Source organism: Curtobacterium sp. AC272 (genome assembly GCF_979258155.1).
The window spans coordinates 1,687,490-1,709,825 of record NZ_OZ409838.1 but is presented as its reverse complement, the minus strand read 5'-3'; the positions used below and the strand labels follow the sequence as shown (position 1 = coordinate 1,709,825).

At 71.7% G+C, this 22,336-nt stretch carries 19 protein-coding genes and 2 pseudogenes; 12 read left to right on the top strand and 9 right to left on the bottom strand.

The window, feature by feature from the left end:
* The first annotated feature begins 90 nt into the window (after positions 1 to 90).
* Positions 91 to 1,503, top strand: a complete 1,413-nt coding sequence (locus ACZZ0J_RS08720; protein ID WP_463438160.1) for a sugar porter family MFS transporter — start codon at positions 91 to 93, stop codon at positions 1,501 to 1,503.
* Positions 1,504 to 1,594: 91 nt separating this feature from the next.
* Here ACZZ0J_RS08720 and ACZZ0J_RS08715 read toward each other — a convergent pair.
* The 3 genes and pseudogenes from ACZZ0J_RS08715 to ACZZ0J_RS08705 all read right to left on the bottom strand — a co-directional run bounded on the left by ACZZ0J_RS08715 (position 1,595) and on the right by ACZZ0J_RS08705 (position 3,565).
* Positions 1,595 to 2,568 (bottom strand): annotated as a pseudogene (locus tag ACZZ0J_RS08715) (zinc-binding dehydrogenase).
* 27 nt (positions 2,569 to 2,595) lie between these two features.
* Entirely contained in the window at positions 2,596 to 3,018 is a 423-nt protein-coding gene (locus ACZZ0J_RS08710; RefSeq protein WP_017885422.1) for an organic hydroperoxide resistance protein, read from the bottom strand.
* Positions 3,019 to 3,109: 91 nt separating this feature from the next.
* Positions 3,110 to 3,565 (bottom strand): MarR family winged helix-turn-helix transcriptional regulator, encoded by a 456-nt coding sequence (locus ACZZ0J_RS08705; RefSeq protein ID WP_463436260.1) that lies wholly within the window; start codon positions 3,563 to 3,565, stop codon positions 3,110 to 3,112.
* 81 nt (positions 3,566 to 3,646) lie between these two features.
* Between ACZZ0J_RS08705 and ACZZ0J_RS08700 the strand changes: the two genes are divergently transcribed.
* From ACZZ0J_RS08700 to ACZZ0J_RS08670, 7 genes and pseudogenes are all read left to right on the top strand, one after another.
* Complete coding sequence (locus ACZZ0J_RS08700; protein ID WP_463436259.1) at positions 3,647 to 4,039, top strand: hypothetical protein; 393 nt, start codon at positions 3,647 to 3,649, stop codon at positions 4,037 to 4,039.
* The gene (locus ACZZ0J_RS08695) at positions 4,006 to 4,509 is read left to right on the top strand and encodes a mevalonate kinase family protein (protein ID WP_463436258.1); all 504 of its coding nucleotides are present in this window, start codon (positions 4,006 to 4,008) and stop codon (positions 4,507 to 4,509) included. Before ACZZ0J_RS08700 ends, ACZZ0J_RS08695 begins: the two co-directional genes overlap by 34 nt.
* On the top strand, positions 4,404 to 4,640 hold the full coding sequence (locus ACZZ0J_RS08690; RefSeq protein WP_205463056.1) for a hypothetical protein: 237 nt from the start codon (positions 4,404 to 4,406) through the stop codon (positions 4,638 to 4,640). The genes ACZZ0J_RS08695 and ACZZ0J_RS08690 overlap by 106 nt, the downstream gene beginning before the upstream one ends.
* A pseudogene (gene mvaD / locus ACZZ0J_RS08685) lies at positions 4,640 to 5,664 on the top strand (diphosphomevalonate decarboxylase). Before ACZZ0J_RS08690 ends, mvaD begins: the two are co-directional and overlap by 1 nt.
* A complete protein-coding gene (locus ACZZ0J_RS08680; protein WP_463436257.1) occupies positions 5,661 to 6,743 on the top strand; it encodes a phosphomevalonate kinase in 1,083 nt (360 codons plus the stop codon). The pseudogene mvaD and the gene ACZZ0J_RS08680 overlap by 4 nt, the downstream one beginning before the upstream one ends.
* Positions 6,736 to 7,740 (top strand): hydroxymethylglutaryl-CoA reductase, encoded by a 1,005-nt coding sequence (locus tag ACZZ0J_RS08675; RefSeq protein WP_463436256.1) that lies wholly within the window; start codon positions 6,736 to 6,738, stop codon positions 7,738 to 7,740. The genes ACZZ0J_RS08680 and ACZZ0J_RS08675 overlap by 8 nt, the downstream gene beginning before the upstream one ends.
* 55 nt (positions 7,741 to 7,795) lie before the next feature.
* Positions 7,796 to 8,956, top strand: a complete 1,161-nt coding sequence (locus tag ACZZ0J_RS08670; protein ID WP_463436255.1) for a hydroxymethylglutaryl-CoA synthase — start codon at positions 7,796 to 7,798, stop codon at positions 8,954 to 8,956.
* 150 nt (positions 8,957 to 9,106) lie between these two features.
* Here the strand turns inward: ACZZ0J_RS08670 and ACZZ0J_RS08665 are convergent, their stop codons facing one another.
* Positions 9,107 to 10,090: an SRPBCC family protein gene (locus ACZZ0J_RS08665; protein WP_463436254.1), complete on the bottom strand. Its 984-nt coding sequence runs from the start codon at positions 10,088 to 10,090 to the stop codon at positions 9,107 to 9,109.
* Between the two features lie 125 nt (positions 10,091 to 10,215).
* Between ACZZ0J_RS08665 and ACZZ0J_RS08660 the strand changes: the two genes are divergently transcribed.
* The 4 genes from ACZZ0J_RS08660 to ACZZ0J_RS08645 all read left to right on the top strand — a co-directional run bounded on the left by ACZZ0J_RS08660 (position 10,216) and on the right by ACZZ0J_RS08645 (position 13,216).
* Positions 10,216 to 10,677: a hypothetical protein gene (locus ACZZ0J_RS08660; RefSeq protein WP_123291784.1), complete on the top strand. Its 462-nt coding sequence runs from the start codon at positions 10,216 to 10,218 to the stop codon at positions 10,675 to 10,677.
* Positions 10,677 to 11,582, top strand: coding sequence for a hypothetical protein (locus ACZZ0J_RS08655; protein WP_463436253.1), 906 nt, complete (start codon positions 10,677 to 10,679; stop codon positions 11,580 to 11,582). The genes ACZZ0J_RS08660 and ACZZ0J_RS08655 overlap by 1 nt, the downstream gene beginning before the upstream one ends.
* A 231-nt stretch (positions 11,583 to 11,813) precedes the next feature.
* Positions 11,814 to 12,782, top strand: a complete 969-nt coding sequence (locus ACZZ0J_RS08650) for an alpha/beta hydrolase family protein (RefSeq protein ID WP_463436252.1) — start codon at positions 11,814 to 11,816, stop codon at positions 12,780 to 12,782.
* An 8-nt stretch (positions 12,783 to 12,790) separates the two neighbouring features.
* Positions 12,791 to 13,216: a DUF7882 family protein gene (locus ACZZ0J_RS08645; RefSeq protein ID WP_463436251.1), complete on the top strand. Its 426-nt coding sequence runs from the start codon at positions 12,791 to 12,793 to the stop codon at positions 13,214 to 13,216.
* A gap of 367 nt (positions 13,217 to 13,583) precedes the next feature.
* Here ACZZ0J_RS08645 and ACZZ0J_RS08640 read toward each other — a convergent pair whose 3' ends face one another.
* From ACZZ0J_RS08640 to ACZZ0J_RS08620, 5 genes are all read right to left on the bottom strand, one after another.
* On the bottom strand, positions 13,584 to 14,396 hold the full coding sequence (locus tag ACZZ0J_RS08640) for a flavodoxin domain-containing protein (RefSeq protein ID WP_463436250.1): 813 nt from the start codon (positions 14,394 to 14,396) through the stop codon (positions 13,584 to 13,586).
* A complete protein-coding gene (locus ACZZ0J_RS08635; protein WP_463436249.1) occupies positions 14,311 to 15,375 on the bottom strand; it encodes a flavodoxin domain-containing protein in 1,065 nt (354 codons plus the stop codon). The genes ACZZ0J_RS08640 and ACZZ0J_RS08635 overlap by 86 nt, the downstream gene beginning before the upstream one ends.
* Positions 15,372 to 15,695 carry a hypothetical protein gene (locus tag ACZZ0J_RS08630; RefSeq protein ID WP_463436248.1) on the bottom strand — a complete coding sequence of 108 codons (324 nt, stop codon included), beginning with the start codon at positions 15,693 to 15,695 and terminating at the stop codon, positions 15,372 to 15,374. Before ACZZ0J_RS08630 ends, ACZZ0J_RS08635 begins: the two co-directional genes overlap by 4 nt.
* Positions 15,692 to 20,938 carry a glutamate synthase-related protein gene (locus ACZZ0J_RS08625; RefSeq protein ID WP_463436247.1) on the bottom strand — a complete coding sequence of 1,749 codons (5,247 nt, stop codon included), beginning with the start codon at positions 20,936 to 20,938 and terminating at the stop codon, positions 15,692 to 15,694. Before ACZZ0J_RS08625 ends, ACZZ0J_RS08630 begins: the two co-directional genes overlap by 4 nt.
* Positions 20,939 to 21,266: 328 nt before the next feature.
* The gene (locus ACZZ0J_RS08620) at positions 21,267 to 22,268 is read right to left on the bottom strand and encodes a GtrA family protein (protein WP_463436246.1); all 1,002 of its coding nucleotides are present in this window, start codon (positions 22,266 to 22,268) and stop codon (positions 21,267 to 21,269) included.
* Positions 22,269 to 22,336: the final 68 nt, after the last annotated feature.

The following is a 22,336-nucleotide window of genomic DNA, read 5'->3' as shown; positions in this document are numbered from 1 at the left end:
ATCGGTGCACGCACTGAAGCGCGATCACCGACGAAGGAGTCACCGAATGGTCGACATCAAGCCGACAGCCCCGACTGTCGCACTGCCCCGATCGGGACCGGACCGCACCGCCGACGCCTCGGCGTCCTGGCCCTGGTCGCCACGTTCGGCGGGCTGCTCTTCGGGTACGACACCGGTGTCATCAACGGTGCCCTGAACCCGATGAAGGCCGAACTCGGCCTCACGAACTTCACCGAGGGCGTCGTCACCAGCTCCCTGTTGTTCGGCGCCGCGATCGGTGCCATGCTCGGCGGCCGCATCGCCGACGGCTGGGGGCGTCGCAAGACGATCATCGCCCTCGCCGTGACGTTCTTCCTCGGCACCCTCATCTGCGTCTTCGCACCGACGTTCGGCGTCATCGTCGTCGGCCGTGTCCTCCTCGGCCTCGCGGTGGGTGGTGCATCGACCGTCGTCCCGGTGTTCCTCGCTGAACTCGCGCCGTACGAGATCCGGGGTTCGCTGTCCGGCCGCAACGAGCTCATGATCGTGATCGGGCAGCTCGCCGCGTTCGTGGTCAACGCCATCATCGGCAACCTGTGGGGTGAGGGCAACGGCGTCTGGCGCGTCATGCTGGCCGTCTGTGCGCTTCCTGCCATCGCACTCTTCGTCGGCATGCTCCGGGTGCCGGAGTCGCCGCGCTGGCTCGCGTCCAAGGGGCGCTACGACGAAGCGCTGTCCGTCCTGCAGCAGGTCCGCACCACGGAGCGTGCGACCGCCGAACTCGACGACATCAAGCGGAGCAACGACCTCGAGGCGAAGGCCGATCGCGTCAGCGGGTGGCAGACGCTGCGCGGCAACAAGTGGCTCATCCGCATCGTGCTCATCGGTGCCGGGCTCGGCGTCGCCCAGCAGCTCACCGGCATCAACTCGATCATGTACTACGGCCAGACCGTCCTCATCGAGTCCGGGTTCCAGGCGTCGGCAGCCCTCATCGCGAACATCGCCCCCGGCGTGATCGCCGTGGTCGGTGGCGTCATCGCGCTGTACAACATGGAGAAGATCAACCGCCGGACGACCCTGATCATCGGGTTCTCGCTCACGACGGTCTGCCACTTCCTGATCGGCATCGCCTCGGTCGCACTGCCCGAGGGCAACCCGGCTCGTCCGTGGGTGATCCTGTTCCTCGTCGTCGCGTTCGTCGGCTCGATGCAGACCTTCCTCAACATCGCCGTGTGGGTGGTGCTGTCGGAGATCTTCCCGACCCAGATCCGCGCGCTCGGCATGGGCATCTCGGTGTTCTGCCTCTGGATCGCCAACGCGTTCCTCGGGCTCTACTTCCCGACCATCGTCGCCGCCACCGGCATCACCGGGACGTTCTTCGGCTTCGGCATCGTCGGTCTGCTCGCGCTGCTCTTCATCTGGAAGTTCGTGCCGGAGAGCCGCGGCCGCACCCTCGAAGAGGTGGAAGAAGGCGTCACCACCGGCAACATCTTCACGGTCCCGCAGAAGGCGTCGCGCGGCTAGGTCACGCGCGTGGCGCGGTGATCGCGCGTGCAGACGGACGGGAGGCCCGGTGCCAGCTGGCACCGGGCCTCCCGTCCGTCCGCTGGTCCCGCTACGGGCGCAGGAGCACCTTGCCGACGCGGCCGGCGGTGTCCGAGGCACGCACGGCGTCGCGGACGTCCTCGAACGCGAAGGTCTCCGCGACGGGGAGCGTCAGCGAGCCGTCCAGCACGCGTGTGATGAGCTCGCCGAAGAGCTGGCCCTTCGTCTCGGCCGGCATCGTCTTGCTGACGACGCTGCCCCAGAAGCCCTTCACGGTGAGCTGGCCGAAGATGACCTTGCCGGACGGGATCTCGAGCGTGGGCGAGGCCATCGCGCCGAAGACGACGAGGGTGGCGTTCTCGCCCAGGACGCTGGCGATGTCGCCGGCGGCCTTGCCACCGACGGACTCGACACCGGCGACGATCAGGGCGCCTCCGGTGATCGCGGCGACCTGGTCCTTCCAGTCGTCCGCGTCGGTGGCGACGATGCGCTCGACGCCCTGCTCGCGCAGCTCCTCGACACCGGCGGCGCGGCGCACCAGGCCGATGACGTTGATGCCGCGGGCCGCGCCGAGCTGGGCGACCATGCGCCCGACGGCACCGTTGGCGGCGTTCTGGATGAGCCAGTCGCCCTCGTGCAGGTCGAGCGAGTGCAGCAGGCTGATGGCGCTGAACGGCATCGAGACGAGCTGTGCTGCGGCCTCGTCGGTCATGGCGTCCGGCACCGGCACGAGCCCGGCGGCGTTCGCGGTGTAGTACTCGGCCCAGACGCCGAACGCACCGCCGGCGACGCGCTGGCCGACCGTCAGGTTCGTGACGCCCTCGCCCAGGGCCTCGACGACGCCGAGCGCCTCGGTGCCCGAGGCGGCGGGCAGCTCGGGCTTGAAGCCGTAGGTGCCGCGGACGGTCCACAGGTCGTGGTTGTGGATGGGGAGAGGACCGTGCGGACGAGGACCTCGCCGGCGCCGGGCGTGGGGACCGGGCGCTCCTGGACGCCGAGGACCTCGGCGGGCTCGGCGAAGGTCTCGTGGACGACGGCGCGCATGGTGGTGGGGGTGGTGGTGCTCATGGGTCAGTCCTCCGAGACGACGATGGTGACGTCGATGTTGCCGCGGGTCGCGTTCGAGTACGGGCAGACCTGGTGGGCTGCGTCGGCGAGTGCCTGGGCCTGGTCGTGCTCCAGGCCGGGGATGACGACCTCGAGCATGACGGCGAGCTGGTAGCCGCCGTTGCCGTTCGGGCCGATCTGGACGCGGCCGCCGACGGACGAGTCGGTGATCTTCACCTTCTGGCTGCGGGCGACGCCCTGCAGGGCGGAGTGGAAGCAGGCGGCGTACCCGGCGGCGAAGAGCTGCTCGGGGTTCGCGCCGTTGCCGGAGCCACCCATCTCCTTGGGGATGGCGAGGTCGAACTCGACCGTGCCGTCGCTCGTGGCGACGTGGCCGTTGCGGCCTTCGCCGGTGGCCAGGGCCTCGGCGGTGTAGAGGGCTTCCATGGTGTTCCTTCCTTCGTGGGGTCAGTGGCGGCCTGGCCCGAGACTCGGGCTGGCCGACAGATCTCGGGCGCTGCGCGGCGAGAAGTGTCGCTCAGGCCGAGTCTCGAGCCGGTGCGTCCGTGGCCGCGGCGTGCATCGTCTCGGTCAGCCGGTGCAGGGTCGCGATGAGCTCCGTGGCGGCCTGCTCATCGGGGAGCCCCATGCCGGCGGCGATCGTCGCCGGGATGTGCGCGAGGTCGGCACGGATGGTGCGGCCGCGGTCGCCGAGCGTGATCGTCACGACGCGCTCGTCGGTGCTGCGGCGCTCGCGGCGGACGAGCTCGGACTGCTCCATGCGGCGGAGCAGGGGCGACAGGGTGCCGGAGTCGAGCTGCAGGTGGTCACCGAGGCTCGAGACGGTCTGGTCACCCTCGATCCACAGGGTCACGAGCACCAGGTACTGCGGGTAGGTCAGTCCCCACGGTTCGAGCAGCGAGCGGTACGCCTGCGTGGTCGCGCGGCTCGCTGCGTAGAGGGAGAAGCACACCATCTCGTCGGTCACGGGCATGCCACCAGGATCGCACGCAACTCGGTTGTGCACAACCCAACACGTGCTCCGGCCCGGACGGTTAGGCTGACGTGACCCACGATGACCAGCAGCGACCTCGACTCCACCACGACCCCCGGCTCCGGGACCGCGTCGTCCCACGGCAAGACGATCCTGATCGGTGAGCACGCCGTGGTCTACGGCGCACCCGCACTCGTCCTGCCGGTGCTGGACGCCCAGGTCGTCGCGACCGTGAGCCCCGTCACCGCCGGCGTCGACGAGGCCACCGGCACGGTCGTCGGGCACACCCTCGAGTCCACGGTGCACACGGGGCCGCTCGACCTCGCACCCGCGGCAGTGATGCCGACCGTCACCGCCGTCACCGCGACCCTGCGACACTTCGGCGTCACCGACCGGCACTTCCACGTCCGGGTCGACAGCGAGGTCCCGACCGCCAGGGCATGGGGTCGAGCGCAGCGGTCGCCGCCGCCGTGACGGCAGCCGTCGCGGACGCCCTCGGCGAGACCCTCGACGCCGAGACCCACCACGACCTCATCCAGGAGTGCGAGCGGGTCGCCCACGGCCGCCCGTCGGGACTCGACGCCCGCGGTGTCGTCGCCGCGGTGCCGGTCTGGTTCGAGGGCGGCCGCATCGAGCCCGTCGCCCTCGGGGCCCGCTTCACCTTCGTCGTCGCCGACACCGGTGTCCCCGGCCACACCCGGCAGGCGGTCGCGGCCGTGCGGGAACGGCACGACCAGGACCCGGTCGCCGTCGACGCGGTGATCGACCGGATCGGCGCGCTCGCACGGCGGGCACGGGGACACTCGAGGCTGGCGACGCACAGGGGCTCGGTGCCACGATGGACGCCGCGCACGACCTGCTCAGCGCACTCGACGTGTCGAGTGCCGACCTGGACCGGCTCGTCGACGCCGCACGTGCTGCGGACGCCCTCGGCGCGAAGCTGACCGGCGGCGGGCGGGGCGGGTGCGTGCTCGCACTCGCCGCGGACGACGACCACGCGGACCGCATCGCGGCCGCACTCCGCGGCGCAGGGGCCGCAGCCACCTGGACCACCACGATCGGAGCCCGCGCTTGATGACCGCCACCGCCGTCGCGCACCCCAACATCGCCCTCGTCAAGTACTGGGGCAAGGCGGACGCGCAGCTCGCGCTGCCCGCCACGGGCAGCGTCTCCATGGGCCTCGACGTGTTCCCACGACGACCACCGTCACGGTGGACGGCGGCTCCGGTGACGGCCAGGAGGCGCGTGACCGGTTCACGCTGAACGGTCACGTCGTCGAGGACGGCGCCCTGGTGCGCGTGCAGCAGTTCCTCGACCTCGTGCGGGAGCTCGCCGGCAGCGACGCCCGCGCGTCCGTCGTGTCCGAGAACACCGTGCCGACCGGCGCCGGACTCGCCTCGAGCGCGTCGGGGTTCGCGGCGCTCGCCACCGCGGCCTCGGCGGCGTACGGCCTCGACCTTTCCCCGCGCGACCTCTCCCGCCTGGCCCGACGCGGCTCGGGGTCGGCCACTCGGTCGATCCCCGGGGGCGTCGCCGTCTGGCACGCCGGCGACGACCAGGGTTCCTTCGCCGAGCCGATCCCGGCGCCGCCGATGGCCATGGTGGTCGTGACGATCGACGCCGGTCCGAAGCCCATCGGTTCGCGCGAGGCGATGCGCCGCACCATCGCGACCTCGCCGTTCTACCCGGCGTGGGTCACGTCGACCACCGAGACCGTCGGCGACATGCTCGACGCCTGCGCGGCCGGCGACTTCACGCGCATCGGCGAGATCACCGAGAGCAACGCGCTGCGCATGCACGCCACGATCGAGGGCGCCTTCCCGCCCATCCGCTACCTCAACGCGCGCAGCGTCGCCGTGTTCGACGCCGTGGGCGAACTCCGCACCGCCGGGCTCGAGGCCTACGCCACCGCCGACGCCGGCCCGAACGTGGTCGTGCTCTGCCGGCCCGAGGACCGCTCCGCCGTGGCCACCGCGCTGGCGTCCTTCGGCGACGTCATCGAGTCCGGCACCGGACCTGCCGCTCGGGTGCTCCGCTCCGAAGAGATCGGGGTCGCCGCAGCGAGCGACAGCCCCGACCAGAAGGAGTCCGTGCAGTGATCGAGTTCCGCGCCCACGGCAAGCTGTTCGTCGCCGGCGAGTACGCCGTCGTCGAGCCCGGCCAGCCGTCCGTCCTCATCGCCCTCGACCGCGCCATCACGGCACGCGTGTCCGAGGCGCACGGTGCGGGCAGCGTGCACTCGGAGGAGTACGGCCACCTGCCGCTGACGTGGACGCGCGACGAGGACGGTCTCGCCCTGGACCGCGAGCACCACCCCTACGACTACGTGATGGCGACGATCGACCTCGTCGAGAAGCTCCGCGCCGAGCGGGGGATCGCCCCGCGCTTCCACGACCTGCGGATCGAGAGCCAGCTCGACGACGCCAGCGGCCGGAAGTTCGGGCTCGGGTCCTCGGCGGCGGTCACCGTCGCGACCGTCGGTGCCCTCGACCGTTTCTACGGGATCGGCCTGACGCAGCGGCAGCGCTTCCAGGTCGCCCTGCTCGCCACCATCCGGGTGAACCCGCGGGCATCCGGCGGGGACCTCGCCGCGAGCACCTTCGGCGGTTGGCTGCGCTACAGCGCCCCGGACCGCGACCACCTCGCCTCGTTCGTCGACGAGCGCCGCGTGTCCGACATCCTCACCGACACGGACGCGTGGACGGGCTTCGACGTCCAGCGGCTGCCGGCCCCCGAGAACCTGCAGCTCCTGGTCGGCTGGACCGGCTCGCCGGCCTCGACCACGAAGCTCGTCGGTGTGGTGCGTCGGCACCGCAACGGCGGGTACCAGGCGTTCCTCGACGAGAGCCGCAGCTGCGTCGACGACCTGACCACGGGCCTCCAGACCGGCGACGCGGAGCAGACGCTCGACGCGCTCCGACGAGCCCGGGTGCTCATGCAGCGCCTCGGTGACTCGGTCGGGTCGAAGATCGAGACCGAACGCCTCGCGACCCTGTGCGACGTCGTCGAGGCGGCCGGCGGAGCGGCGAAGCCGTCCGGCGCCGGCGGCGGCGACTGCGGCATCGCACTCGTCCCCGCGGACATCGACCCCGCCGGCATCCACCGCGCCTGGGAGGCGCACGACATCAGACACCTCAGCGTCGCGGTGCGAGCACCAGAAGGAGCCCTCGATGAGTGACCTGCTCACGCCGATCCCGACCAAGTGGGTCGGACCGATCCGCATCAGCGGCAACGCGGTCCAGGGCGAGCACGAGGTCCCGCTCGCCACGTACGAGTCGCCGCTCTGGCCGTCCGTCGGCCGCGGCGCCCGGATCTCGCGCATGGTCGACGACGGCATCGTCGCGACCGTCGTCGACGAGCGCATGACCCGCTCGGTCGTCGTCCGAGCAGCCAGCGCCGCTGCGGCGCACGTCGCTGCGGGACAGATCCTGGCACGACAGGACGAGCTCGCGGCGCTGGTCGCCGGGCAGAGCCGGTTCGCGAAGCTCATCGAGGTGCACCCCGAGATCGTCGGTGACCTGCTGTTCCTGCGGTTCGCCTTCACGACCGGTGACGCCTCTGGCCACAACATGGTCACGCAGGCGGCGGACAAGCTCCTGCCCGCGATCCTGGCGTGGCAGCCGGGCCTGCGCTACGTGTCCGTGTCGGGCAACTTCTGCACCGACAAGAAGGCCAGCGCGGTGAACGGCATCCGTGGTCGTGGCCGCAACACCATCGCCGAGATCGTGATCCCCGGCGAGATCGTCGAGAAGCGCCTGCGGTCGAGCACCGAGCGCATCGTCGAACTGAACATCGCGAAGAACCTCATCGGCTCGACCATCGCCGGGGCGCTCCGCTCCGCGAACGCCCACTACGCGAACATGCTGCTCGGCTTCTACCTGGCCACCGGGCAGGACGCCGCGAACATCGTCGAGGGCTCGCAGGGCATCACGAGTGCCGAGAACCGTGACGGCGACCTGTACTTCGCCACCTCGCTGCCGCACCTGATCGTCGGCACGGTCGGCAACGGCAAGGGCGGGGACCTGCCCGTCGTCGAGGACGCCCTGGTGCGCCTCGGCTGCCGCGAGGACCGCGAGCCCGGTGCGAACGCCCGTCGGCTCGCCGCCCTGTGCGCCGCCACGGTGCTGTGCGGGGAACTCTCGCTCCTCGCCGCCCAGACGAACCCGGGGAGCTGATGGCCGCGCACGTCGCCATGGAGCGACGGGGCACGAAGCCGGCCGGAGGCGCAGCATGACGCGCATCGGTATCCACGACATCGCCATCGCGACGGGGCACCACGTGCTCGAGCTCGACGACCTGGCCGAGCGCCTCGGCGTCGACCCGGCGAAGTACCACGTCGGCATCGGCCAGGACGCCTTCAGCGTGCCCGCCCCGGACGAGGACATCGTCACGATGGGGGCCGCCGCGGCCAAGGAGGTCATCGACCGCCACGGTGTCGACGGCATCCGCACCGTGCTGTTCGCCACCGAGTCCGGCGTCGACCAGTCCAAGGCCGCCGGCGTCTTCGTGCACGGCCTGCTCGGCCTGCCGAAGAACGTCCGCGTCGTCGAGCTGAAGCAGGCCTGCTACGGCGGGATGGCCGCCGTGCAGCTCGCCCTCGGCATCATCGCCCGGGCACCGCACGAGCGCGTGCTCGTCATCGCTGCCGACGTCGCCCGCTACGACGTCGACACCGCCGCCGAGCCCACGCAGGGTGCCGGTGCGGCCGCGATCCTGATGTCCGCCGACCCCGACCTGATCGAGATCGAGCCGGCCGCGGGCGTGTTCACCGCCGACGTCGACGACTTCTGGCGCCCGAACGACCGCTCCACCGCGCTGGTCGACGGTCGTCTGTCCGTCAGCGCCTACGTCGACGCGTTCGTCGGGGCCTGGGACGACCTGGCGGACCAGGGCGGACCGGCGTACGAGGACATCGTGCGCTTCGTCCACCACCAGCCGTTCACGAAGATGGCGCTCAAGGCCCACCGGAAGCTGACGCAGCACGTGGGCGTGCCGTTCGACGAGTCGGACCTGTTCGTCGGCTTCACGTACAACAAGCAGACCGGCAACACGTACACGGCGTCGCTCTGGATCGGGCTCGCCGCGCTCCTCGACCTCGACGAGGACCTGGCGGGTGAGCGCATCGCCCTGTTCAGCTACGGCTCGGGCAGCGTCGGCGAGCTCCTCACCGGCATCGTGCAGCCGTCCTACCGTGAGCACCGTCGGGTCGGCCGCGTCCGGCAGCTGCTCTCGGCCCGCGTGCCGCTGACCGTGGACGCGTACCGCGAGCTGCACGCGACCGGCGCCGCGACGAGCGAGGACGTGGAGCGTCCGCGCGTCACGGCTGGGCCGTACCGCTTCGCCGGGGTGCGCGGCGGCGCGCGCCGCTACGAGGCGACCGCGCAGGCCTGACCCCTCCGCGCAGGCCTGACCCTCCGCGCAGGCCTGACCCTCCGCGAAAGCGACAGATCTGTGCGGAACGTTCGCAGGGATCTGTCGCTTCCGCGTGACGGACGGGAGGCCCGGTGCCAGCTGGCACCGGGCCTCCCGTCCGTCCGCTGGTCACGTGGCGGACAGGACCTCGCGTTCCAGACGCTGGTAGCTGGTCTCCATGCCGTCGGTCATGCCGGTGGCCAGGATCACGTCGCGCTGCGTCCGGTCGGGGTAGGTGATGCGCAGCGTCAGCAGGGTGACGCCGTCGGCCTCGTCGAACTGCAGGTCGTTCGTGTTCGGCGGGAACGGCGCACCGGTCATCCGCTCGGTCGACACGATCCGCCGCTCCGGTTCCACGACGAGGTTCTCGCCCTCGAACCCGAACGGCTCGCCTTCGGTGTCACCCGTGGGCGCCCACGCCTGCCGGAACGCGCCACCCGGCGTCAGGTCGTTCTCGTACACCGTCATCTCCCACCCGTCCGGTCCGAGCAACCACTGCCGGACGAGCTCGGGCTCGGTGTGCGCCCGCCACAGCAGGTGGCGTGGTGCCGCGAAGGCCCGCGTGATGCGGATGTGGGTGTCATCGACGAGCTCGGTGACGGTGCCCTTGCCCAGGGCGTATTCGCGCAGGTCGGCGAGGACGGCGTCGAGCTGTCCGAAGGCCTGCTCGTAGCCGTCGACCATGCCCATGTCCACCATGGTCTCGAGGTCGGCGGTGGACCCGAACGACGACCGGACGGTCACCCGCGACCCGGTTCCGACGGTCTCGAACGACAGGACGGTCTCGCTGGCCGGCAACGCGTCGTCGACCTCGCCGTCGGCGTCGGTGAAGAGGTCGCGGAACACGATGTGATGTGGCTCGTCGACTTCGGTGACCTGCCAGACGGCGTGGAACCGCTCGCCCTGAGGTGACGTCATCCGGTAGTCGGCGCGGCCGCCGGGCCGCAGGTCGAACGACGTGAAGGTGGCGGGGAAGCCGGGCGGACCCCAGAAGCGTTCCAGCTGACGGGGATCGGCGAAGGCGCCCCAGAGGCGCTCGACCGGGACGGGGAACTCGGCGACGAGCGTCAGCGCGAGGGCCTCGGGATCGGTGTGGACGGACGTGGTGGGCATCGTCGGCTCCTGGTCGTCGGTTCGGTCGTCGGGTTCGGTCCTGGTCCCAGGCTCCGTCCGCGCGACCTCGTGCGCAAGGGGGACGTGCAGGTAGTCTGTCCGCGGAGATCGAAAGGGGCGATGCAGTGGGCTCGAGCGCGTCGGACACCGTCAGTGCACTCGTCGCGACCCTTCCTCCGTCGCCGAGGCTCCCCGACGTCGTCGCCGGGGTCGGGCGGTTCGTCGGCAAGCCGACCCGCGTGGTCGACGTCGACGGCCCGAGCTGGGGACCGCTCACCGCGTTGGTGTCCCAGTTCGAGCACGAGAACCTCGTCCTGGTGCCGGCCGGCGCTCCCGAGCTGTACCGGATGCACTGCGTCCTGCACGAGCTCGGACACCTCGTGCACGGCGACGCCGGAGCCCCGACCACCACCTCGATCGCCGAGTTCGCCTCGGGCGGGCACGTGTGCCGCCGCGCCCTCGACGGCGACACCGGGCTGGTGAGCATCTCGGACGACGACGAGCACTTCGCCGAGCGGTTCGCGTACGAGCTCGCGACCGTGCTGCTCGCCGGCAGCGCGAGCGCGGACGAGCGGGCCTACGGCTGATGGCCGTCCTGCACGCCGCCGCCTTCTGGTGCGCGGCGCTGATCTTCCTCGCCCGCACGCCCTACGTGCTGCGGAACCCGCGTGGCCGCGCCGCCTGGGGAGCGACCGGCGTCGGTGCGCTCGGGCTGCTGACGCTCGGCAGCGTCGTGCCGCAGACCGTGCTCGACGGTGCCCTCGGGGGCACGAACCTCATCAACCTGGTGCAGAACGTGTGCGCCACGGCGGCCTTCTGGCTGATGCTCCGGGCGAGCACGTCCGACCTGCCGAAGCGGCCGGGACTGGCGAGCCCGCTCGCGCTCCTCGTGGTGGTGGTGGCCTTCGCCGTCCCGTTCTTCGCCGTGCGCGACCAGGGCGGCACCGACTTCCACTTCATCGTGCGGGAGATCCACCAGCCGGCGATGTGGCTCTACGGGTCGGTCTACATGGTCGGTGTCGGCGTGATCGCCGCCGCGACGCTCCGGTACGGCGTGCTGCGGAACCCGGTCGCGCTCGTGGTCTTCCGGGTGGGGCTCTCGCTCGTGGTCATCGCGAGCATCGACGAGCTGCTCTCCCTCACCGCCGACCACTTCGGGTGGTTCCCCGCCCCGCTGCGCGACGGACTCCGTCTGGGCTTCGACCCGCCGTTCTACCTGGGCATCGTCCTCATCGTCGTCGCGATGGCGTCCCTCACGTTCCGCCGGTGGTGGCGGGACGTGACGTGCCGTCGGCACCACCGACGACTCCGCCGCATCGCCCGGCGCCACGAGCTGCGTGCCGTCGAACGGGACGGCGACGTGCAGGCGCGGACCTACGACCTCGTCATCGCGATCCGCGACGCCGAGGTGCAGGGCCGCACCCTCGACGACGCCGAGCTCGCCCAGGTGCGCTCGGCGGAACTGACCCTGACCCGCAGTCTCGGAGGCTGATGCGATGACGATCGTCTGGTGGGTGCTCGGCGTGCTCGTCGTGCTGGCGGCGGCGTTCCTGCTCGTGGTGCGGAAGGTCGTCGGCAAGATCGTGCTGCCCGGCGGCGACCGCTGGACCCCGGTGCTCGAGACGACCGACGACTCGATCCGGCTCCCGATCACCGACGACACCGTCCGCCCGGGGAGTACGGCCTGTGGCACGACGGCACCGGGCACACCACGGTCGGACCGGTGCTCGACGTCGACGAGGCCGCCGGCACCGTGCGGCGTGCGGTGGTCCGGACGACGGGCGACGTGTCGACCCGGGTGCGGTGGAGCGGGCACGTGCACCCGGACCCGGCCGCGATGGACGTCGACTGGGCGGAGGTCGACCTGCCGACGCCCGTGGGCCCGGCGCCGGCGTGGGTCATCCGGCACGGCGGCCCCGCACCCGCGCCACTCGCGCCCGCATCCGCGCCCGCCGCCGACCCGCCGGCCGCCGCCGCCGCGCCCGCCGCGACCTGGGCCGTCCACGTGCACGGCATCCGCACCACCCGCGTGACGGCGCTCCGCACCGTGCCGGCGGCGCTCGAGGCCGGCTGGACCTCGATCGTCCCGTCGTTCCGCGGCGACGGCGAAGCGCCCTGGCAGGGCCGCGCCTCGCACCTCGGGGCCCGCGAGTGGCCCGACGTCGAGGCCGCACTCGACCACGCCGTCGCGAACGGGGCCGAACGGCTCGTCATCGTGGGGTGGTCGATGGGCGCGACGATCACCCACGAGCTGCTCGCCCGGTCGGCGCACCGCGACCGGTTCGTCGGACTGGTCCTCGTCTCGCCGGCGCTCGACTGGGCGACGACGGTGCGCTCCCAGGCCGGTCGCGCCGGGCTCCCCGGGTTCGTCGTCGGTGCCGCGCTCCGGGCGATGGCACTGCCGCTCGTGTGCCGCCTCGTCAGGCTCCGCTCACCCGTGGACGTCCGCGCGCTCTCCTGGTTGCACGCGCCGCGGAGCCTGCCGCCGACCCTGCTCATCCACTCGTCGGGGGACACCACCGTGCCCTTCGCCGTCAGTCGGGAGTTCGCCGACGCGCACCCCGACACCGTGACGTTGGCGGTCAGCGAGCCCGCCGAGCACGCCTGGGAGCGGAACGTCGACGCCGTCTGGTTCGACACCACGATCACGACCTGGGCGAGATCGCTCGACCACACCGGCACCATGGAGTAGAAGGGGCCATGGGTCAGCTCATCTACGACGGCCAGCCGCTCGACCTCCGCATCGACGACCGTGCCATGACACACCTGCAGATCGTGATCGTGAACATGCTCCGGCGTGATCACCGGTTCGCGTTCTCGTGGAAGGACGACGTCGTCCACGGCAACGGCCGGAGCACGATCTGGTTGAACCCCAACGTCGGCCTGCACTTCAAGTTCTCCGGCAGCCGGGTGCCGTCGATCAACCGCAGCTGGCTCGAGGACCTCTACGCCTCGGCCACGTCCGGCTCCGGGCTCGTCCTGACGCCGGAGCCGCCGGACACGAGCACGGCGGCCGACTCGGCGTGGTCGCGAGCGGTCGCGCCGGGGACGCCGACGACGCTTCGGGGACACCGAGCGGTAGCACGGCTGAGTGATTCCCGTCAACGGGTTCCGAAGATCCGCTGATCGTCGTAGCGTTTCTGTACCGCGGATCAGAGTCGTCCCTTCGGGCCGGCATCCAGGGAGCCGGTGACGGCAATGAACCGCGGCAGGAGGGGGACCCGAATGACCGTGACGCAGTGCGCGCCCGGCGCCGACCAACCATCGGCGATCGAGTGGCGAGCACGACGGGAGTCCCGGATCAGGAGACTCGTCGTCCAGGAAGCCGGGTCCTCGCACCCGGGTCCTTGCGTCACGCCAGTGGGCTCGTCGGTCAGGCCTCACTGACCGGCACCCTTCCACAGGACGCCCCGGCAGTCGGATTCGGGTTCCGCTCCCGGGGCGTTCTGCTGCCCGGGCGTTCTGCTGCCCGGATCGGGCGGGCGCTGCCGGCTCAGTAGACGTCGCGGACGTACCGCTTCGTGCGGCGCAGGTCGGCCAGGTACGACAACGCGTCGTCCTCGTCCCGCCCACGGCCGGTGCGGATGACGTCGAGCAGCGCGGCCTCGACGTCCTTCGCCATCCGCGAGGCGTCGCCGCACACGTACACGTGGCCGCCGTCCTCGAGCCAGGCGAACAGCTCGGCGGACTGCTCGCGCATCCGCGTCTGCACGTAGACCTTCTCGGCCTGGTCGCGTGAGAACGCCAGGTCGAGGCGGTTCAGCACGCCCTGCTCCTGCAGCTCGGTGAGCTCATCCTGGTAGACGAAGTCGGTGTCGCGGTGCTGGTCGCCGAAGAACAGCCAGTTGCGCCCCGTCGCACCCGCCGCGGCCCGCTCGTGCAGGAACCCGCGGAACAGGGCGATGCCGGTGCCCGGACCGATCATGATCATCGGCGCGGACGCGTCCGTCGGCACACCGAACGACGCGTTCGGCTGCAGGTAGACGTCGACCGTGCCGTCGGGGTCGACCCGGTCCGCCAGGAACGTCGACGCGACGCCGGCGTACATCCGGTGCGGGTCGCCGTACCGGACGGACGCGATGGTCAGGTGGATGCGGTCCGGGTGCGCCAGCGGGCTCGACGAGATCGAGTACTGGCGTGCCTGCAACGGGCGCAGGTTCGGCAGCAGCTCGTCGAGTCCGGGAGCGGCCGGTCCGGCGTCGCGCAGCAGGTCGAGGACGTCACGGCCCCACAACCAGCGGTCCAGTTCGTGCTTGTCGCCGTGCGAGACGACCGCGGCGAGTTCGCTCGCCGGGGCGCGCTGCACGAGGTCCGCGATGAGGTCCTTCGACGGCGTGCGGATCTCTCGATCGCTCCGCAGGATCCTCGGTGATCGATCGGCCGTCGAACGACTCGCCGCCGTTCGCGCCGACCTGCTCGAGCAGCTCCGCGACGAAGACCTCGTCGTTGACCGGCACGACCGCCAGGGCGTCGCCGGCGGCGTACTCGATGCCGGAGTCGCCGAGGTCGAACTCGTAGTGCCGGATCTCCTTCGCGCTGCGCGGCGAGGAGAGCAACCGGTTCTCGGCAAGCCGCGACGGGTACGGGTTGCGCTTGTTCCACTGCGACCCCGGCCGGGAGGCACGGCCCGCGCCCGCCCCGCCGGTCGCGGTGGCACCGTCGCCGGCACCACTGCCCGTGGTCGCGCCGGGTGCGCCCGTCGCGCCGGCCTCGGCAGCGAGCCGGTCGAGCACGGCGGCGCTCCAGAGTGCGGCGGCGTCCTCGAAGTCGACGTCGCAGTCCACGCGGTCGTGCACCCGGGTCGCGCCGAGCTGCTCGAAGCGGGTGTCGAGGAGCTTGCCGGCCTGGCAGAACTCGTCGTAGCTGGTGTCCCCGAGGCCGAGGACGGCGTACTGCAGCCCCTCGAGCCGCGGCACGGTGGACGCCTGGACCGCGTCCCAGAACAGGCCGGCGTTGTCGGGCATCTCGCCCTCGCCGTACGTCGAGGTGACGACGAGCACGTGGGTCATCTCGGCGAGCTGCTCCGGGGTGACGGCGTCGAGTGCAGCGGCACGGCCGCCGAGCCCGCGGGCCTTCGCCCCGGCGACGAGCTCGTCGGCCAGGAACTCCGCGTTGCCGGTCTGCGTGCCGAACAGCACGTCGATCGTCGTGGTGGGGGCGGCGCCGGACGCCTTCTTGCCGGCGGCGGCGATGCCCGCGATGAACCCGGCCAGCCAGGACTCCTGGGCGGCCGAGAACGGTGCGTCGACGGGGATCAGCGATCCGGTCGGGGGGAGCAGGCTCACGCGGACACCGCCTCGGTCGGCGCCTGGGGTGCACGGCGTGCGATGTCCTCGAGCGCCGCGGTGGCGAGCAGCTCGTCGAAGCGGGCCTCGCGGACGCGGCCGTCGTTCTTGGCGTTCTGGTGCATGATCCACCCCGTGGTGCCCGGTGCGTCCATGCTGCGGTTGTTCCGCTGCGTGAGCGCACGCTTGTAGTCGTCGAGCCGCTTGATCGCGATGAGGGTCGCGAGCTGGTCGTCCGCGAACCGGTCGAGCGTGCCGCGCAGGTACTTCACGACGCGCTGCTTCACCGAGAAGTCCTCGGTCAGGACGAGGTTCTTCACCGCTTCGGTGACGCGGGGGTCGTTCGGCCCGCACCGGGGACGCGCTCGAGGGCGACGTCCTGGGCGACGCCGAGCACCGTGTACGACGACAGCAGCGAGAACATGTCGTCGCCCTGGTCGCCGAGCGCCGGGGCACGGCCGTCGAGGACGGTGCGCTGGTCGCGGTAGTCGACCTTGAACGCGCGGAGCTTGTCCGTGGCGATCGAGGTCGCGAGCTCGTCGAGCAGCTCGGGGCGGGTGGCCGCCGCGAGGATCTCGCCGGCGTCCTGCGACAGCAGCAGCGCGCGCGGCATGCCGACGAAGACGTGCTGCCGGGTGGTCTCCCAGTCGGCGAGCAGCCGCTCGGCCAGCGCCGACCCGGTCGCCTCGAGGTGCCACTCGAGCAGCAGGCGCGCGCCGGCCTCGTGGAACGCGCCGCGCTCGGTGTCGGTGACGGGGAACACGAGGAGCGAGTCGGTGCTGGCGCGCTGGGCGACCTGACCGGACGGGTCGTACTGGTACAGGAACCCGCCGGACATGCCGTTGCCGAGGCCCTTGCCGAACGCGCCGAGGTTGAACACGGCGCCGCCCGTCATGTACTCGCACCCGAAGTCGCCGACGCCCTCGACCACGGCCGTGGCGCCGGAGTTGCGGACGGCGAAGCGGTCTCCGGCCTCGCCCTCGACGAACGTGCGGCCGCCGGTGGCCCCGAAGAGCGCGAAGTTGCCGATCAGCACGTTCCCGCCCTGGTCGGCACTGCCGCCGCCCGGTGCGCGGACGATGATCCGACCGCCGCTCTGGCTCTTGCCGACGCCGTCGTTCGCGGTGCCGGTGTGCTCGAGCACGATGCCGTCGTTGTTGAACACGCCGTACGACTGACCGGCCGAGCCCTGGGTGCGGACCGTGACCGCACCGTCGACCAGCCGGCGGCGCCCGCGGTCGTCGGTCGCCACGGCGGGCAGCCCCTGGACGTCCTCGGCGCGGAGCTCGTGGTTGAGCAGGCGCTCGACGTCGATGCCGAGCTGGCCGCCGACGGACTTGTCGCTGTTGCCGAGCAGGACCCCGTGCACGAGCACGTGCTCCTGGGCGTGGTCGACCAGCGCCGTGCGGATGCGCTCGAGCAGCGCGTCGTCGGTGTGGAAGTCCTTCTCCAGGTACTCCGGGTCCGTCACGACCTTCTCCGGCACCTGCGCGAGCAGGGCGCGGGCGTCCAGACGCCCGACGCTCGCCGGGTGGTCGAGGAGCTGCAGCAGGTCGGTGCGACCCCGTGCCTCGCGCAGCGAGCGCAGGCCGAGGCGGGCGAGGATCTGCCGCACGTCGTGGGCGATGTTGAGCAGGTACTGCGCGAGGGCACGCGGGTCGCCCTCGAACGCCTCGGCGTTCGTGGTGAGGCCGGCCGGGCACTTCACGTTGCAGTTCTTCGCCATGACGCAGCCGAGCATCATGAGCGCGGTCGTGCCGAACTCGAAGCTGTCGCCGCCGAGCAGGGCGCTCGTCACGACGTCGGACCCGGTCTGGTGCGCGCCCGAGCAGCGGAGCGTGACCTTGGAGCGCAGGCCGTTCGCGACGAGGGCCTGGTGGACCTCGGCGACGCCGATCTCCGCCGAACGCCCCGCGTACTTCAGGCTCGTGACGGCCGCGGCACCGGTGCCACCGGTGTTGCCCGCGACGTTGATGACGTCCGCGCCGGCCTTGGCGACGCCGACCGCGATGGTGCCGATGCCCTCGGAGGACACGAGCTTCACGATCACCCGGACGCGGGCGGCCTTGCAGTCGTGGATGAGCTGCGCCAGGTCCTCGATCGAGTACGTGTCGTGGTGCGGCGGCGGCGAGATGAGCTCGACGCCGGGCGTGCCGCCACGGGCCGCGGCGATGTCCACCGTGACCTTCGGCGCGGGCAGCTGACCGCCCTCGCCGGGCTTCGCGCCCTGACCGATCTTGATCTCGAGTTCCTCGAGCATGGGGTCGGCGAGGTAGCCCGCCCAGATGCCGAAGCGACCCGAGGCGAACTGCTTGATCCGCGAGCCGCGGATGGTGCCGTAGCGGGAGTGGTGCTCGCCGCCCTCACCGCTGTTCGACATGCCGCCGACCATGTTCGTGCCGTGCGCCACCGCTTCGTGCGCGGTGGCGACGAGGGCGCCGTGGCTCATCGCGCCGGACGCCAGGGTCCGGGTGATCTCGTGCGCCGGCTGGACCTCGTCGAGCTCGACGCTGTCGGGCGCGCTCTCGAGCAGGGCGAGCAGCCCGACGGCCGCGCCGGTGGCGCGGAGCGTCACCTGGGTGTCGTCGACGGAGTCGACGTCGACCTGGCCCGGGTACAGCAGCCCGAGGCCGTCTGCCAGGGCCTGGTGGCGCAGTGCACCCGTGGTGCCCGTCGACGCGAGCTGCAGGCGGAACTGCTCCGTGCCTCCCGGGAGACCGTCGGAGGACGCCGGACGCGAGCCGGACAGGCCGCGCACGGTGACGCTGGCGTTGCCGGTCGTCGAGAACCGACCCAGCTCGCGGGCGAAGTCCTCGGCCGTGTCGATGCCGGTGACGTCCGCGGGCAGGGCGAGCACGTCGCGGAGCGCAGCGGGGCGGCGCGACCGCTCGTCGTGCGTGGTCTGCAGGAACGTGACGTAGCCCGGCGTGATCCGGTGCTGGTCGATCTCGGTGTCACTGAGGCGGTCGTAGCCGGTGTTGCGGTACGCGGCGTCGGTGATGCCGAAGGAGTCGTCGAGCTGGCCGAGCGTCAGCAGGCGCAGTGCGTCCGAGTCGCCGGAGCGCTCGAAGGACGGACGCTCCTCGGTCATGCCGCCGAACCCGCGGACGCTCGCGACGCCGAACGAGTGGCCGGCACCGTCCGAGCGCTCCTTGAACAGGCTGAGCAGGGGGACCTGGCCCTCGGCCGCGACCGAGCGGGCACGCTCGTGCCAGTCGGTCGCCGCCTGGGCGATGCGGGCGAAGCCGACGCCGCCCACCGGGGCCTGCATGTGCGGGAACACCCGCGCCAGGACGTCGTCGCCGGTGTCCAGGTAGTTCGGCTCGAAGAACGCGCCACCGATGTAGCTCTCGGCGGTGCAGAGGCCGACGCGGCCCATGGTCTTCGCGAGCGCCTTCTCGGCGGCCTTGCGGAACTGCTTCAGCGCGAGGTCCGTCGCGGTGAGCTCGCCGGCGGGTGCCGGCGCGGCGGAGTACTTCTCCTCGGCACGCAGGCGCGCGCTCAAGCTGTACACAGCCGAGGCGCCGAAGCCCAGGGCCGTCGCCACGTGGTGTGACGACGGCAGCTGACCGCTCTCGGCGACGACGGACACCCGCAGGCGCAGCCCGGTCTCGATGAGCCGCTGGTTCACGGCGGCCACGGCCAGGATCACGGGCAGGGGCGCACGGGTCGACGAGACCTCGCGGTCGGTCAGCACGGCGATGCCGCCGGACGTCCCCGCGAACTGCTCCACGGCGTCGCACAGGGCGTCCACGGCGTCGCGTACGGCGTCCGCGTTCGCCTGCTCGTCGCCGAGCACCGGTACGTAGAGCATGTCGAAGCGCTCGAGCGGCACGATGTCCTGGTCGCGCAGGCGCACCATGTCCAGGTGCCCGAGGATCGGCGACTGCACGACGAGCTGCCGGCTCGTCGAACCGGTGCCGTCCGGCTTCGCGCCGAGCGCCACGCGCATGCTCATGCCGTCGGCTTCACGGATCGAGTCGAGCGGCGGGTTCGTCACCTGGGCGAAGCGCTGCGAGAAGTACTTCGCCATGCCGCCCTCGGTGTCGCTCAGGGCGTTGATGGCGTTGCCGTAGCCCATCGCCGAGATCCGCTCCGAGCCGTTCTGCAGCATCGGGTCGAGCATGAACCGGAAGCTCTCCTGGTTCAGCGAGTACGCCACGTACCGGCCGGCGAGCGACAGGTCGCCCTCGTAGCCCAGGGTGGTCGTCGTGCGCTCGTAGTCCGGAGCGGGCAGGTCGTCGAGGTCCACACGGGCAGCGTCGAGCAGCGTGCCGTAGTCGCGGCGGGCCGCGAGCATGCGCAGCACCTCGTCCGTGCGCATCCGGGTGCCGGTGCGGTGGTCGACGACGAGCATGCCGCCGGCCTCGATGCGGCCGCGGTGCACGACCTCGTCGGCGTCGAACGTGACCTGACCGGCCTCGGACGACACCATCAGGTACTCGGTGGTCTCGACGGTGCGCAGCGGACGCAGCCCCAGGCGGTCCAGGCGCGCGCCGACGACGTCACCGTCGCTGAAGATCACGGCGGCGGGGCCGTCGTTCTTCTCCTCGTAGAGCGAGAAGTACTCGAGCATGTCCCGGACGTCGGCGGTCAGCGTGCGGTCGTTCTCCCACGCCGGCGGCATGAGCGAGACCACGGCCTCGACGATCTCGAGCCCGTCGTCGAACACGCGGCTCTGCAGCGTCTGGTCGAGGCGGCTCGAGTCCGACTGCCCGGGCGGGCGCACGATGCTGCGGGTGCGGGCACGCGCCAGCGCCTCGTCCGACAGGCGGTTCTTCCGGTCGGTGTTCAGCTCACCGTTGTGCGCCATCAGCCGGAACGGCTGCGCCATCGTCGGGTGCGGCTCGGTGTTCGTCGAGAAGCGGGTGTGGAAGTACAGCGTCCGCACCGAGTGACGCGGGTCACGCAGGTCCGTGAAGTACCCGATGACCTCGCCCGAGTTCAGACGGCCCTTCAGGATCTGGGTCCGGGCGCTGAGCGACAGCGGGTACAGGGCCGCGTGCTCGGCGCGCTGCTCGGCGGCCTCGCCGTAGGACACCGACTCGATCGCGAGGAGGGCACGGTTCGCCGCCGCGTCGACCTCGGTGCGGTCCCACTGCTCGGGCGCGCGGAAGACCCACTGCACGATCGGCAGCTGGTACTGCTCGGCCTCGGGTCGGGCGACGGAGTGGTCCACCGGCACGTCGCGGACCACGAGCAGCTCGAAGCCCTCGGTCTCGATGGCGTCCGTGACGGTCTGCTGCGCACGGGCGCGCTCGGCGTCCGCCGCCGCACCTGCGCCGCTCGGCACGAAGCAGTTCGCGACGCCGAAGTGTCCGGCGCGGAGCTCCTGGCCGGTGATGGCGCTGAAGAACTCCACCGACAGGTCGATGCTCACACCGGCGCCGTCACCGACACCCTCGGCGGACTTGCCGCCGCGGTGGGGGATGGCGCACAGCGCTTCGTCACCCTTGCGGATGACGTCGTGGTGGAGCGTGCCGTCGAGTCGGGTGATGAAACCGACGCCGCAGTCGCTCGATTCGCGGGCAGGGTCGTAGAGACCGAAAGATGTGGGGTTCACGTGTGCGGGTCCAGTGGGGCGTTGCCGGCAGCGGACGGCCAGGCTGCATCGATGGAGCGCTCGCCGCGGGCAGACCGGTGTTGGCAGTCGGGCCCTGTGGGGTTGTGGTGCGGTACGGCGATGCTACGGCGCGGTATACCGCCCACGCAACACCGCGCGGTGCGGCGCACCGTGCGCGCCTGTCCGGCTGGTGCGAGGTTGCCCGCTCGGTGCGCTGTTGTTGCGCTGCACGGAGCGTGGAACCCCGCACGGGATGGGCCACAACGCACGGTGCGGCGGGCCGCGGGTGCCGAACGACCCTGCACCGAGTGGCCAGCCCGGCACGGTGTCAGGCCGCGCGCTCGCCGGTCCGTTCGTCGACGGTGATCGGCTCCGTCACCGCCGTGCTGGCGTCGGCGGCGGGGGTCGTGCCGGGGCGGATGAGCTCCGGGCGACGGCGGCCGCTGCGGAACACCCACGCCTTGAACAGCACGAACCGGACGCAGGTCGCGACCAGGTTGGCGGCCGTCAACACCAGGATCTCGGCACCGTGCGACGCTCCCGGCACGCTGCTGTGCAGCACGACCAGGGACCCCGACGTGATCGCCCACGCGATGCCGAACACGACCAGCCCCTGCACGTGGTGCCGACCCGCGCCAGCCCGCCCGCGGAGGCCGAAGGTGAAGCGCCGGTTCAGTGCGGTGTTGCCGATCGCCGTCAGCAACAGGGCGGTGAAGTCCGCCGTCTGCGCCCCGATCGCCGGACGGAACAGCGCGTACAGCACCGCGAACGCGACGGTCGACAGCACCCCGATGGCGCCGAAGCGCAGCACCTGCCCGAGGAACCCGACGTGCGGTGGCGTGAACGGACGGCGGCCGATGGTCTCGTACACGGCACTGACCGGTACCCGCCCGCTGGCGATGCCCCGCGAGACGCGCCACATGCCCTTGAGGTCCTCGGTGGCGGTCGAGGCGATCTGCACGGACGAGTTCACGTCGTCGACCCAGTCCACCGGGACTTCGTGGATGCGCAGCCCCGCGTGTTCGGCGAGGACGAGCATCTCGGTGTCGAAGAACCACGCGTCGTCCTCGCACAGCGGCAGCAGCTGGTCGGCCGCCCGTTTCGTGACCGCCTTGAACCCGCACTGCGCGTCCGAGAACGACACCCCCATCGTCGTGCGGAGCAGCAGGTTGTACGAGCGGGAGATGAACTCGCGCTTGCTGCCCCGAACCACCCGCGACGAGTCCGCCAACCGCGTGCCGATCGCCAGGTCGGAGTGCCCGGAGAGCAGCGGCGCCACGAGCGGCTCGAGTGCCGCGAGGTCCGTGGACAGGTCCTCGTCGACGTACACGAGCACCGTCGCCGAGGACGCACCCCCACGGCCTTGAGTGCCCGCCCACGACCCTTCTCGGGCAGGTG